General features: G+C 59.3%; 8 protein-coding genes. 5 read left to right on the top strand and 3 right to left on the bottom strand.

The window, feature by feature from the left end:
- Positions 1 to 96 precede the first annotated feature (96 nt).
- From U5809_RS09165 to U5809_RS09155, 3 genes are all read left to right on the top strand, one after another.
- Positions 97 to 1,515: a mannose-1-phosphate guanylyltransferase/mannose-6-phosphate isomerase gene (locus U5809_RS09165; protein WP_322086324.1), complete on the top strand. Its 1,419-nt coding sequence runs from the start codon at positions 97 to 99 to the stop codon at positions 1,513 to 1,515.
- A 153-nt stretch (positions 1,516 to 1,668) separates the two neighbouring features.
- The gene (locus U5809_RS09160; RefSeq protein WP_322086235.1) at positions 1,669 to 2,580 is read left to right on the top strand and encodes a glycosyltransferase family 2 protein; all 912 of its coding nucleotides are present in this window, start codon (positions 1,669 to 1,671) and stop codon (positions 2,578 to 2,580) included.
- Positions 2,581 to 2,814: 234 nt separating this feature from the next.
- Positions 2,815 to 3,630 carry a class I SAM-dependent methyltransferase gene (locus U5809_RS09155; RefSeq protein WP_322086234.1) on the top strand — a complete coding sequence of 272 codons (816 nt, stop codon included), beginning with the start codon at positions 2,815 to 2,817 and terminating at the stop codon, positions 3,628 to 3,630.
- 191 nt (positions 3,631 to 3,821) lie between these two features.
- Here U5809_RS09155 and U5809_RS09150 read toward each other — a convergent pair whose 3' ends face one another.
- The 3 genes from U5809_RS09150 to U5809_RS09140 form a co-directional block, all read right to left on the bottom strand.
- Positions 3,822 to 5,720, bottom strand: a complete 1,899-nt coding sequence (locus tag U5809_RS09150; protein WP_322086323.1) for a glycosyltransferase family 2 protein — start codon at positions 5,718 to 5,720, stop codon at positions 3,822 to 3,824.
- A gap of 319 nt (positions 5,721 to 6,039) precedes the next feature.
- On the bottom strand, positions 6,040 to 7,440 hold the full coding sequence (locus U5809_RS09145) for an ABC transporter ATP-binding protein (RefSeq protein WP_322086233.1): 1,401 nt from the start codon (positions 7,438 to 7,440) through the stop codon (positions 6,040 to 6,042).
- Complete coding sequence (locus U5809_RS09140) at positions 7,430 to 8,254, bottom strand: ABC transporter permease (RefSeq protein ID WP_322086322.1); 825 nt, start codon at positions 8,252 to 8,254, stop codon at positions 7,430 to 7,432. Before U5809_RS09140 ends, U5809_RS09145 begins: the two co-directional genes overlap by 11 nt.
- A gap of 501 nt (positions 8,255 to 8,755) precedes the next feature.
- Here U5809_RS09140 and U5809_RS09135 point away from each other — a divergent pair.
- Positions 8,756 to 10,129, top strand: coding sequence for an ABC transporter ATP-binding protein (locus tag U5809_RS09135; protein WP_322086232.1), 1,374 nt, complete (start codon positions 8,756 to 8,758; stop codon positions 10,127 to 10,129).
- A gap of 116 nt (positions 10,130 to 10,245) precedes the next feature.
- Positions 10,246 to 13,641, top strand: a complete 3,396-nt coding sequence (locus tag U5809_RS09130) for a methyltransferase domain-containing protein (protein WP_322086231.1) — start codon at positions 10,246 to 10,248, stop codon at positions 13,639 to 13,641.
- Positions 13,642 to 13,646: the final 5 nt, after the last annotated feature.

The raw sequence follows: 13,646 nt of genomic DNA, 5'->3' as shown, positions 1-13,646 counted from the left end.
AGCGCGTTTCGTACCGAAGCGGGCGGATGCGGCTGATATCCGCGGCGTCGTGCGTCGACCGAAGAGCGTTGATCGTCAATGCAATACGAGGAACATGTGAGCTTGTTGCCGATTATTCTGTGCGGTGGTGCCGGGTCAAGACTTTGGCCCGTGTCTCGTGAATCGCATCCCAAACCGTTCATTCGGCTTGCCGACGGTGAAAGCCTGTTGCAAAAGGCCTTCCTGCGGGCGGCCGGTCTGGCGGGCGTCGATGAAGTGCTCACGGTCACCAATCGCGACCTGTTCTTCAAGACCGAGGATGAGTATCGGGAAGTCAATGTGAGCGGATTGGCGACCTCGTTCATTCTCGAGCCCTTTGGCAGAAACACGGCTGCCGCGATCGCCGCGGCGACCTTGTATGCTGCCGCGGCCCAGGGCGAACAAGTTGTGATGCTCGTACTCGCGGCGGATCATCTGATCAACGACACATCCGCGTTTGCCGACGCAGTGGAGAAGGCGTCGGTGCTGGCCAAGGGCGGGCGGGTCGTGACGTTTGGCATACAGCCCGACAGCCCGGAAACCGCATATGGATATATCGAGGCGGATGGAACCGACATCATGCGTTTCGTCGAGAAGCCCGATCTCGCCCATGCGCAGCAGTATCTCGAGTCCGGGCGATTTCTGTGGAATTCCGGGATGTTTTGTTTTACGGCCGGAACGATGCTGCGAGAGCTTGCCGAGCATTGCCCCGACATCCTCGATTCGGTGAAAGCCTGTATCGATGCGTCACCGTCGTCGACGAGTGCGGGCGGTGGGGCGCAGATTCGTCTCGAGCCGAACAGTTTCGGTGCGGTTCCCAACGTTTCCGTGGATTATGCAGTGATGGAGAAGTGCCGGCAGGGGTCGGTGGTACCGTGTTCGATCGGCTGGAGTGACGTCGGATCGTGGACGGCGCTGGGTGATCTTGCGACTCCGGACGAGCATGGCAATCGTGTGGAAGGCGAAGCCCTGCTTGTCGATGTCAGGAACAGTTATCTGCAGAGTTCCGAGCGTTTGATCGGCGCGGTCGGTGTCGAGAACCTGATCGTAATCGACACCCCCGACGCGTTGCTGATTGCGACGCGAAGTCGCGCGCAGGACGTGAAGCAGATCTATGCGGAGCTCAAGGCGACCGGTCACGAGGCATACAAGGTACATCGAACGGTGCATCGCCCGTGGGGAACGTACACGGTGCTTGAAGAGGGGCCTCGATTCAAGATCAAGCGCATTGTCGTGAAGCCTGGTGCAAGCCTCAGCCTTCAAATGCATCATCATCGCAGCGAGCACTGGATCGTCGTGTCCGGGATGGCCAGGGTCGTCAATGGCGATGAAGCGTTTTTCGTGTCGACCAACGAATCCACTTATATTCCTGCTGGCCACAAGCACCGGCTGGAGAATCCCGGGGTCGTCGATCTGGTCATGATCGAAGTTCAGAGTGGCGAGTATTTGGGCGAAGACGACATCGTCCGCTTCGAAGACAACTACGGGCGAACATGACGCGATGGCAGGCCGGGACGTGGCGGATTTTCGCGTCGCCAAGACGGCCCGGCATTACCGATTGCGGAGTAGTCGTGTCAAAGCGCATTGAAATCGCAGGATGGCGAACACGGCCATTTCGCACGATGCTGGTACCGTAGGCGTAGCAATCTTATGAGCAATACACAAAATCGATCGCCGAATACCGGAGCGGTTGTCGTTTTCTTTCATCCAGACGCGGCGTGTGTTGCGCGCGCGAATCGACTGGCCGAGTCGATGCATTGCGTGGTGGTCGACAATACGCCGGAAGTGCTTGATCGCGATGCGCTCGGGCTGACCGACTCGATCGAATACATTCCCAACGGATGGAATGCCGGAATTGCGATGGCGTTCAATCAGGGGGTCGGCGCCCTGATTCAGGCGGGTTGCGATGTCGCGTTGCTGTTTGATCAGGACAGCGAGCCGCCCCAGTCCTTGCTGACGGATTTGCCGAAACTGATCGTCCAGGCCCGGGAGTCGGGGAGCCGCGTTGCGCTGATCGGCCCAGCCTATGAGGACCGACGTCTGCGTGGTGTCGCGCCGTTTGTCCGGTTTGGATGGGGAAGGCTCCAGCGGATACCTCCGGTGGGTGACGTACCCATCGACGTGGATTTTCTCATTTCGTCCGGGTCCTGCATCAACCTTGAATGTTGGAAAGACGTCGGAGCAATGGACGAGTCGCTGTTCATCGATTTCGTCGATCTCGAATGGTGCATTCGCGCGAAGCAGCACGGCTATCAGGTCTGGGGGATTCCCTGGTTGCGGATGAGTCACGAACTGGGAGGCGAGCCTGTTCAGGTATTGGGGCGTCGTTATCCCATGCATGGGCCGATTCGCCACTATTATCAGTTCCGAAACGCAATCGCACTGATGAAGCGCGCATCGATGCCCTTGAAATGGAAATCGACGGAGCTCGTGAAGTTGCCATTTCGGGTCGTGATCTATTGTTTTTTCCCGGATCGACGGAGTGAGCATCTTGCGATGGTATGGCGCGGAATCCGAGATGGTTTGCGTGGGCGGCTCGGGCCTTACTCCGATAACGCTTGACGAAAATTTCGGAAGGGTGGTCAGGCTGCTTTGAAGTGCGGGGCAGTGAGGGCGAGGCAAAAAAAGTCGGACGGGTTAGATAGGGGGTGGTATTAACCCCACTTCCTTTCAAAATTATAGTTATATGTAATGACCTGTAAGGTCGTGGCGCTGGACTTCAGTCAGTAATATATCGATATTTGCCGCGGCTAAGGCAACAGAAGCCTACCCAAACTGTCTACCTGAGAGATGAGTATGGAGCCGACGCAAATTGCTCGCGGATATTGCCACGTCTGCGGATCGCGAGCCGTCTTCAAATCATACGAGCCGGTCGATTTTCCCTGTAAGCGTAATTCTTTCCTTTGTGAGCGCTGTGGATCCTCTGCAAGAAATCGACATCTTGCGAAGTCGATTCTTGATTTGTGGTTGAGTGGCGATTCCCGGGCATCGCTCGGAAAATTCGCAAGAAAATTCCGGGGAACGGTCTATATAGCGAGCACGACAGGTGCTATCGCTGAATCTCTGGCCCCGCTCGGAGAGCGCCTCGTTGCCAGTGAGTACATCGACGGCACTGCGTCGGGAGAGCGCCGTAACGGGGTGCTGTGCGAGGATATCCAGGCGACGTCGTTCGACGACAGCTCATTTGATCTGGTCATCACTGAAGACGTCCTGGAACATGTTCCATGTCCTGAAATGGCATTTTCCGAGATCCGGCGTATTTTGAAACCCGGCGGTTACCATGTTTCGACGATACCGGTTAAATGGCATCTTGCCAAAAGTGAGCCTCGAGCAATAATCGAGAACGGGACGATTCTTCATTTGCAGGAACCTGAATTTCATCTCGATCCGACCAGGTCGGAGGGAATATTGGCTTTTACCGACTACGGGCAGGATATTCTCACCCGATATTGCAGCATCATCGGCAAATCGGAGATGCTGGCTGCTCATGGCGATCTTGACATGGAGCGCGCATACGCAATTTATAACAATTGGGTCTTCTTGTCGCAGCGGCAAGGGGTATCGTCCCTGCCGGCATCTACCTGGACTCGATTTGTCAGTCGGTGGATATGAAGGTGACCAAAATCGAGTATCGAATTTAAAACGGCTGAACCGACGGTATTCGATGATACTCGTCGGCGTTGTCGTTCACGCGGTAGCCGGTGTTTTTTATCCGCCCCAGATGGCCTGGGGCGGAACAGGAGCCGGCAGCCGGCAGCCTGCTCTGCCGTGACTCGTGGCACTTGACGCGAGCAGGCTTTGGCCTAGTCGAGCGTTCCGATGCGTGGAGGATTGGCCAGTGTGAACGGCAATACGTCCACGGCGAGGGAAAGATTCGGGTTGTATGCGGGGTCGTGGTTCAGTGCGGCACCCCATCGTTCTTTCATTCGACGCACCTCGCCCACGAAGCGCTGGTACTTGTCCGCCGCCATGTCGGAACCGCGTGTTGCCGATTCGTAGTGGTACAACTCGGCGAACGGCGTCCATACGTTTCGGTAACCCGCGTCTCGCACCCGCAAGCAGAAGTCCACGTCGTTGAAGGCAACGGCAAAAGACTCATCCAGGCCGCGCACTTCATCATATATCCGCTTGCTGACAAGCAGGCAGGCAGCCGTGACGGCAGACATGTCCTGCACGGATACCGCGCGGTTGAAGTAGCCGAAATTCCCTCGCTTGAGCATGTGGTGCATATGGCCCGCGATACCGCCCAGCCCCAGCAGCACGCCGCCATGCTGAAGCGAATTGTCCGGGTACCACAGGGCTGCGCCGACTGCACCGATGCCCGGCTGCGACGCGATGCCAACCATTTCGTCGAGCCAGTCAGGCGAGATGACTTCGGTATCGTTGTTCAGCAAGCATACGAAACTACCTGTCGCTGCTGCTGCGGCGGTATTGTTCAACGCAGAAAAATTGAACGGCGAGTCGTCCCGGATGATCCTGACGTTCGGGCGAAGCGAGATTTCCTCGAAATAGGCGAGAGTCGCCTCGTCGGTACTGCCGTTGTCGACGACGATGATTTCGTAGTTCGGGTATACCGTTCGTCCGATAATGCTTTCGACGCACTGGCGGAGCAACGCGACGCCGTCTCGCGTCGGGATGATGATGGATACCTTGGGGGCAGGGGAGGGTATTGCATACCTTACCCGGAAAACCGGCAACTCGCCGAAAGGCTGTTCCACGGTTGCGGCGATGCCGGAGCGCGCGAGGTGACCTTCAATGGCGCGCCGCGCCGCTGTCGACGCATACGGCTTGGCGTGACTCGTTCCTGCGGTGCTGCTGGCCGTGATGCGCCAGTGATAGAGCACATGCGGAATGTGAACGACGCTGTCATCACCGGCAATTTCGACGCATCGAAGCGCGAGATCATAGTCCTGGCTTCCCTCGAAGCCGAGCCGAAAACCGCCCGCTTGCCTTACCAGCGCGGTTTCGATGACGCCAAGGTGAGAGAACAGATTCTGCGTACGGAACAACGCAGGATTCCAGTCGCATTTGAAGTACGGGGCCGTGCGCAGCCCGCGTTCGTTCAGCTTGTCCTCGTCGCTGTAGAACATGCGTGCGCGCGGGTAGCGATTGACGTATTGCGCAACGACGAACAGTGCGTGAGGCGGGAGGATGTCGTCGTGATCCAGCAGTGCGACGAATTCACCGGTTGCCAGCGCGAGGGCGCTATTACTGGCTTCGGAGATATGGCCATTCTCGGTACGAAACACCAGCCGAATTCGAGAATCCTGTGCCTGATGGCGCGTCAGGATTTCTCGCGTAGTCTCGTCCGGCGATGCGTCGTCAGCGATGCAGAGTTCCCAGAACGGGTAGATCTGCTCCTGCACGGAACGGATCATTGCTTCGAGGTGCGACGGATTGCTGTTATACGTCGGGACGACGATTGATATCAGCGGTTGACGTTCGAACGATTGCAGCGCGCGCTCGGCGGCCGCACGCTCCACGTTGCCGAACCGATCGAACTTGTCGATCCAGTCGTGATAGACCTCGTCGGGCGGCGGAGCGTCGGCGAATCCTCCGCCTTCACGGAGGCGCCTGGATCGAGCGAGGATTCCCTGGAGACCTTCCCGCTTGAGCATGGTCGCATAGTGCCCGAGCGCGCTTGGCAGGCTACCGCGGACGACCGCCTGGCGCCGGATCGTTGCCGCGACGATGCCGGCCATGCGGATTGCAGCGGTTACGCGTCGCAGTGGCGAAGTCAGGCGCCATGATAGCGACGCGTGGACATTTCGCAGTTCATCCTCGAGCCGGATTCGATCGGCTTCGGCATTCGCGCGCAGGATATTTTCCTTGCGCAGCCCCGCGAGTTCACGTTCCAGTTCAATAATGCGCTGCGCCAATGCGCTGCCCTCGACGTCGTCACGGGAAAGGGCATCGTGCTCTGTCGAATGGTGTGGGGCGCGGTGTTGGCCGGAAGTCATATGGGTAAATCAGGGCCCAGTCGGTGTGGGTTGATCGGGTCCTCGAACGGACTGATGCGTTTTACGCGGTTTCGCGCACAAAGAGCTCGATACGATTCATGGGAACACCGACGAGACCGGTCGCGACACGAGCAGACTCCGACTTCACGATGATCGCGTCGTGCACGCAGTCAAGTATGCGGATGCGATTGTCGGAAGGTGCCGCGACGAGCACGGTGAACGCGTAGTCGCCGGGCGGAAGAATCGGCATGTCGAAATGAAACTCTGCAACGACGTGGCTTCCTTCCGGTGACGGCGAATCGGCTTCCCGTAGCGCGAATACGCTGTCGTCGCCAAACAGCGGTTGCCCGAGTCGATCCTTGACGAAGAACGCAATGTGCGGCGTGCCGGACTCGGTCCGGCGAATGCGAATCCGAAGTGAAACCCGTTCGCCACCCGTGACCCAGGTAACAGGGGCCCCTTTCGTGTTGGTGAGGGTCGTGGATTCGATCAGCATCGACTCACGTTGCGCCGGGAGTTCGTGCGGGTCCAGATCGACGCTGGGCAGCGCCGGCAGCGTATCGACCGTGTTGCGCGGGAATCCGTTGCGCTGATCTGCGCGTGGCTCGTTGCCGATGGCGGTCGCGCCGAACTTCCTGGTGTCGGATTCAACGCGAGACACCCCGTCTTCGCCACTTTTACGATAAAACGCCTCGAAGTAGTTCATGCAGACGGTTTTCGCACTTCCCGACTCGCGCATCACACCGCGATCCAGCCAGATAACCCGGTCGCACAGGCTGCGGATGGCCGATGAATCATGGCTGACGAACAAAACCGTCCCGGTCTGTTGAAAGCGACGCAGGAAACGCATGCATTTTTGCGTAAAGAATGCGTCGCCCACGGCCAGCGCTTCGTCGATGACCAGGATGTCGGCATCGACGTGTGCGATGACCGCGAACGCGAGGCGGACGAACATGCCGCTCGAGTATGTTTTGACGGGCTGATCGATGAAGTGGCCGATATCGGCAAATGCAATGATCTCATCGACGCGCGAATCGATCTGCTCGCGGGTCAGGCCGTGCAACTGGCCGTTGATGTAGATGTTTTCCCGGCCGGAGTATTCGGCATCGAACCCGGAACCCAGTTCAAGCAACGCTGCAATGCGCCCTTGGGTTTCTACCGCGCCGCTCGTGGGCGCGAGTGTGCCGCAGATGATCTGCAGCAATGTGCTCTTGCCGGACCCGTTTCGGCCGATGATGCCAACTGTTTCTCCGCGCGTGATCTCGAAATCGACGTCTTTGAGCGCCCAGAACATCCGGGCGCACGCCTGTGCACGCTGGCGCAGCGATTCGCGCACGGTCGGGACCGGCGCGAGGCCGCTCAGCAAACTGAGGACACTGCGTTTCAGGCGGTCGGACGGTTTGCGATAGGACTCGAATCCCTTGGCAAGCGACGCGGCGCGGATGACAACATCAGATGACATCGGCGAAACCCCGGCGTGTCTTCTGGAACCATGCGAAGCCGATCCATGCAACGGCGACGGCCATGAGCGAATAGATCGACCACCGATTCCAGTCGATCATGTGCCCCCAGATGAGAACGTCACGACCCTGTTCGATTGGATAGGTCATCGGATTCAGATAGACGAAGCCGCGGAACTGTTCCGGCAGCGAAGACACTGGGAAGAACACGGGCGAGAGGAACATCATTGCGGTGATGACGATACCCACGGTTTGTCCGATGTCGCGGAGATAGACGCCGGTGGCGGACAGGATCCAGCTCACGCCCATGATGAATACGCAGAGCGGTGCAAGCACGATGGGGAACAAAAGGGCAGTCAACGGCACGCTGCCGACAACGATCCATTCGGCTACCAGCAGGATGCAGACGCTCACGCTGAGGTGAAACAGTGCAGACAACAGCGTTACGCAAGGCAGGATCTCGAGCGGGAAGACGATTTTCTTGACGAAGTTGGAGTGGGACAGGATTTGTCCCGGTGCCCTGTTCACGCATTCGGAAAACAGGTTGAACACGATCATCCCGGCGAACAGCACCACGGCGAACTCGCCCTTCGATGCTGCGTGCGACGCGTCGTTCCAGCGCGACTTGAACACTTCGCTGAACACGAATGTATAGACGCTCAGCATCATGAGGGGGGTGAGCAGCGACCAGAAGATGCCCAGAAAGGACCCCTTGTAACGTCCCACGGCGTCGCGGCGCGCGAGATCGAGCATCAGGCGGCGATTTTTCACCAGTGAAGCGGCGAGAGATCGCGGCGAAAGACTAAAGCTTTGCATAAGTTCGACGACAAGGTCAGCGGGTGTGGCACGGCACAAGGAGCCGGCGGGAAAGCGGATCCGTGCAGCCGCGATTCGATGATCGCTGGCGGGCTTCAGGCCAGCACAGCGCCTGCGGTCCAGTGCTTTGCTTGGCCCTGAGGCCATTCTGGTGCATGCGAATTATCGCATAGTGGTTCACCTGCGGATCGACGTCGCTTCGGTCGCGGCGTGTGTCGAAGTGTAAATGTCGCAAGCAATCCCGGATGCGTGTGCGAGGCAGCGGATCGCCACCGATCGTCGGCATTTCCCGCTAGTGAGCCGACTCCGAACGGATTTGCGGACCCGGAGAGCGCCGTGTCCGGGGCTTTCAGCATCGATTTCCCATATTGTGAAATGGTGCGTCGTGGTAGGATTCGTCGTTTACCATCAGCGACTGATGGCACATCACTGGATCGATCCATCCGATCGGAATCCATAGGTTGGCATCGTGTCCGGACGGGATGCGAAGAATGAATCCATATGTCTGACAATATCGCGATCGAATCTCACGGCATCAGCAAGGGTTTTGAGTCCTACGAGCGACCCGGCGACCGGTTGAAGAGAGGAGTGCTCGGTGCCATTGCGCGACTTGCGCAAGGCTCGGCGACGCGAGAGGCGACGCATCGGCAAGCTGAAGCGCAGTCGAACGTATTTTGGGCCCTTCACGACGTGAGTTTCTCCGTCGCAGCCGGAGAAACCGTCGGCATTGTGGGGCGCAACGGATCGGGCAAGAGCACCTTGCTCCAGATCGTTTGCGGCACGCTGGCTCCGACCCGCGGCGATATCGCGGTGCGCGGCAAGGTTGCCGCGCTGCTCGAACTCGGCTCCGGCTTCGACGTCGAGTACACCGGCCGCGAAAACATCTATCTGAATGCACAGCTGTACGGGCTGTCTCGTCAGCAGATCGACGATCGCTACGAGTCGATCGTCGATTTCGCAGACATCGGCGAGTTTATCGATCAGCCCGTCAAGACCTATTCGAGCGGCATGTTTGTCCGTCTCGCGTTCGCGGTCATCGCGCATGTCGATGCGGACATCCTGGTGATCGACGAAGCACTGGCGGTTGGCGACGCATTTTTCAATCAGAAGTGCTTTCGCTTCCTGCACGAATTCAAGCAACACGGAACCATCCTGTTCGTCAGTCACGATACGTCGACGATCAGAAAGCTTTGCTCACGCGTCATCTGGATCGACAGCGGACGGATCGTTGCACAGGGGAAGCCGGCGGACGTCTGTGCGGCGTATCTGGAGGCGCGCTACAGCACGGCCGGCGCAGCATCGGCCGCGGCGGTGCCCGTGGAGTTGGAGCTTCACGATAGCGCAGCCGATTTCCGTCGCGAACGCTTCAACGCGTCCTCGTTTCGCAACGACATCCAGGTGCTGGCGTTCAATCACGAGTCGCAGGCTTTTGGCGAGGGGGGCGCGAGGATCGTCGACGTTGCATTCTTTGACGATCAGGAGCGCAGGCTCGAGTGGATCGTCGGTGGCGAGACGATTACGTTGCGCGTGACAATTGAAATCGATGAGCCGCTCGTTTCCCCGATCGTCGGTTTCTATCTCAAGAACGAACGGGGCCAGGAACTGACGGGAGACAACACGTTCGCGACCTTTGCCGAACGGCCCGTTTCATGCGATGCGGGCGACGCGCTATGCGCGGAGTTCACCTTCATCATGCCGGTATTGCCGGTGGGTGCTTTCTCGATCAACGTCGCGATTGCGGAGGGCACGCAATACGACCACGTTCAGCATCACTGGATCCACGACGCGTTACCCCTTCGCGTGCACGCATCCCGCGTGAGTCACGCGCTCGTGGGCGTTCCGATGGTGCATGCCGGACTGTCCGAAGAGATGTAGCGCGGAACGGATTTGATCCGCAGGCATGAGCCCAGTCTCCCGGCGTGAAGTTGTCGTCACGTGTTCGGCGAGATTACTTACAAGATTTTTGCAAGTTTGCAGAGCAGGATTCTCAAATGACCAAGCAAGAGCGAATTTTTCGATTCAAGGCCTCGGAAGATGATCACTCGTTCACGGGTGAGCGATATCTTCCGGGCGTTGCGGGGCCGATTCAGTACGAGCACTACCATCGGTATCTTTTCTCGACGGCGATCTGCGCAGGCAAGGACGTGCTCGATATCGCTTCGGGGGAGGGCTATGGTTCTGCGTTGCTCGCGCAGGCGGCGCGCTCCGTGATCGGTGTCGATGTCGACCCGCAAGCTGTCGAAAATGCGAAGGGCCGCTATGGTGACGTACCGAACCTCCGGTTCGAGTGGGGTAGCGCCACGCAGATTCCTCTTGCAGACGCATCGGTCGACATCCTCAACTCCTACGAGACGCTGGAGCATTTTCGCGAGCATGAGACGTTCATGCGCGAGGCACGTCGGGTGCTGAAGCCGGGCGGGATCATGATCATTTCGACGCCGAACCGTCCGATCTATTCGCCGCCAGGATCGCCCCCCAACGAATACCATGTGCGCGAGCTCGATCGCGAGGAATTCGTCCAGTGGCTCAAGAGCGGCTTTCAGAATTTCGTCCTCTACGAACAGAAGCCGCTTGCCGGATCGCTGCTCCAGAAGGAGGGGCGCAGCGGTGAGCGCCGCATCAACTGCTGGGCCGAACACGAGATTGGCGAGTATCGCGAGACGGCGGGCGTCCTCGACCCCGTGTACTTCATTGCGATTGCGTCTGACGGCCCGATACCGGAAATGGATGACAACCTGCTCGATGGCGGCGTGTCGTTCACGCGTTACGATCAGGCGCGCAATGCGCATATCGGCGCCCAGGCGGCTGAAATTGTTCGTCTGACGACAGAAACCATGGCGCGCGGCGACGAAATCGGCCGCCTGACGTCCGAGGCCGTGCGGCTGACCGACGAAGTTCTCCGGCGCGACGACGAGATCGGCAAATTGACAGTCGAGACCGTGCGCTTGAACGACGTCATCATTGCGAACAATTCCGATATCGGCCGCCTGAATGCCGAAGTCGATCGGTTGACCCGGACCGTTTCCACGCTTTCCGAGGTTACCGAACGTCGCGACGAAGCGATGAAGACCTCACGCAAGGTGCTGGAATCTCTCGACGTGCAGAACAACACGTCGACGGTTCTCGCTGCTCGAGTCGACGAGTTGACCGACCAGTTGAAGCATGCGGAGGGCGTGCTCGGCGCGCAGGCTCAGGACAGCGACGGCGGGCGCGAGAGCGATCCGTCGACGGTTGCATTGCTGACCGAGAACGAGAGCCTTCGGCGGCAGTTGAAGCAGATCACGAACTCCACTTCCTGGCGCGTGACGAAACCGCTTCGTTATGCCGCCCGCCGTATCCGCGCAAACCAGCAGGCTGCCGGCACGGCACCGGCTGCGCGCCCAGGGGCGACGGCTGGGCAGTCCTCGTCGATCGCCGAGGTCGATGGATTGTCGTCGTTGACGCTTCGGCCGCTCGAGCAGGCGTCGGCGCCGCGAGCGACGATCGTCGTGCTGCAATCGCAGGGCGGCGCGGCGATGCGCGCATGTCTCGCGGCGTTGAGCCACCATACGACATCCGTCGCGTACCGGATATTCGCGGTCGGCGAGATCGATGCAAAGCTCGCGGCGGAGAGCGGCGTCCGTGTCATCGACGATCACCGCGCAACCCGGTCGATGGCCGCGTTGGCCGAGCATGTCGGCGATTTGTCCGGTAGCGAATTCGTCGTCCTGATGTCGGACGTATTGCTGGCGCGTCCGGGGTGGCTGGCAGCGATCGATGAAGCATTCGAACGCTTCACCGACGCGACTGCGGTCTCCGCGGTCATCCTGGAAAGGAACGGTACGGTGCATGCCGCTGGCGGTGTCATCGATGCTGGCGCACATCTGCGTGCCGCGCAATCGGGCGTCAGCAGCGACAACGTCAAAATCCAGAATGTGACCGAGATCAAGGCGCCGAGCCCCGGATTTATCGCGGTTCGAAACGACGCCTGGGGACGTGCGTCGCGCTTCGAGGAGGAGATGCCGGTCCTCACAACCGGATTCGTTGCCTTGGCACTCGATCTGTTTGCGCGGGGAGAGAAAACCTACCTTCAGCCGTTCGCCCGTTTCGTCATGTCGAATGCGGTGCAAGCGAGCCGGCCGACGAATGATGACAATTGGGATGACGCATATCAGCGTTGGCTCCTGCGGCAGCATCACGACACGTTGTTCCGTGTCGATCGCCCGTTTGGCGACGTGCTTGCATCGCCGCAGCGACCTAAGGTCGTGATCGTCGATGCATTCGTGCCAAAGCCCGATCAGGATTCCGGATCGGTCGATGTCTACTGGTACATGCGGATTTTCCGCGAGTTCGGCTATGACGTGAGCTTCATTGCGGCATTCGAACAGTCGCCTCCCGTCGCCTATATGGATGCGCTGCGGCGTTGGGGTGTGCGGGTTCAGTGTGCGAGCGATCTCGCGTCGCTCAACCAGTTGTTCATGGAGGAAGTCGCGGATGCACGCGTGGTCGTAGCGCAACGCATCATCGTCGCGCGTCATCTGGTCGAACCGCTTCGTCGCGGCGCGCCGCATGTCAAGCTGGTGTTTGGCACGGTGGATCTCCATTATCTCCGCGAAGAGCGTGCGGCGATTCACGACCGCTCCCCCGAAGCACTGGAAGAGGCGCTGATGCTGCGTCGCACGGAAATTCAGACCGTGCGCGAAGCCGATGCGACGATCGTGGTGAGCCGTCTCGAGGACGATGTGCTGAAAGAGCTGGCGCCGCAAGCGAACGTCCACCGCATTCCGATCCCGCGGATGCCAACACGTTCGGGGCGTACGTTTGACGAGCGGTCCGGCGTCGTATTTGTCGGCGGATTCGCGCATCGACCGAATATCGACGCAGTGCAATTCCTGGTCGAGGAGATTTGGCCGATCGTCAGGCGAAGCCAGCCCGCCGCGGAGTTGCGTATCGTTGGCAGCGGCGTGACCGACTACGTTCGATCGCTCGACAATCCGGCAATGGGCGTGAAGGTCGTCGGATTCGTGGAGAATCTGGGCGACGTGCTTGACGTGGCTCGCGTGTCGGTTGCGCCGCTTCGATTCGGTGCCGGCATCAAGGGCAAGGTCGTTTCAAGTCTGTTGCATGGCGTACCCAGCGTGCTGAGCAAGATCGCGAGCGAAGGGATGGGCCTTGTTGCAGGCGAGCAGGTGCTCGAGGGTGACAGTGCCGAAGACATCGCCGCGGCGATCGTCAAACTGCTCGAAGACCCGCAACTGTGGCAGCGCGTCGCCGATGCAGGGTTCGCGGCTGCGGTTGCAGAGTACTCGGTGGAAACCGTTGCAGCCAGGATGTCTACGCTTCTCGCATCGATCAATGTCCTCGATGGCGAGCGCGATTTGCGCCCTGGTGCATTCGACATTCACTGACCGTT

It is taken from the genome of Burkholderia sp. BCC1999 (assembly GCF_905339975.1).
Taxonomy (GTDB): Bacteria; Pseudomonadota; Gammaproteobacteria; order Burkholderiales; family Burkholderiaceae; genus Burkholderia.
Note: the sequence above shows the minus strand (reverse complement) of the source record. Positions and strands in the feature narration are given on the sequence as shown.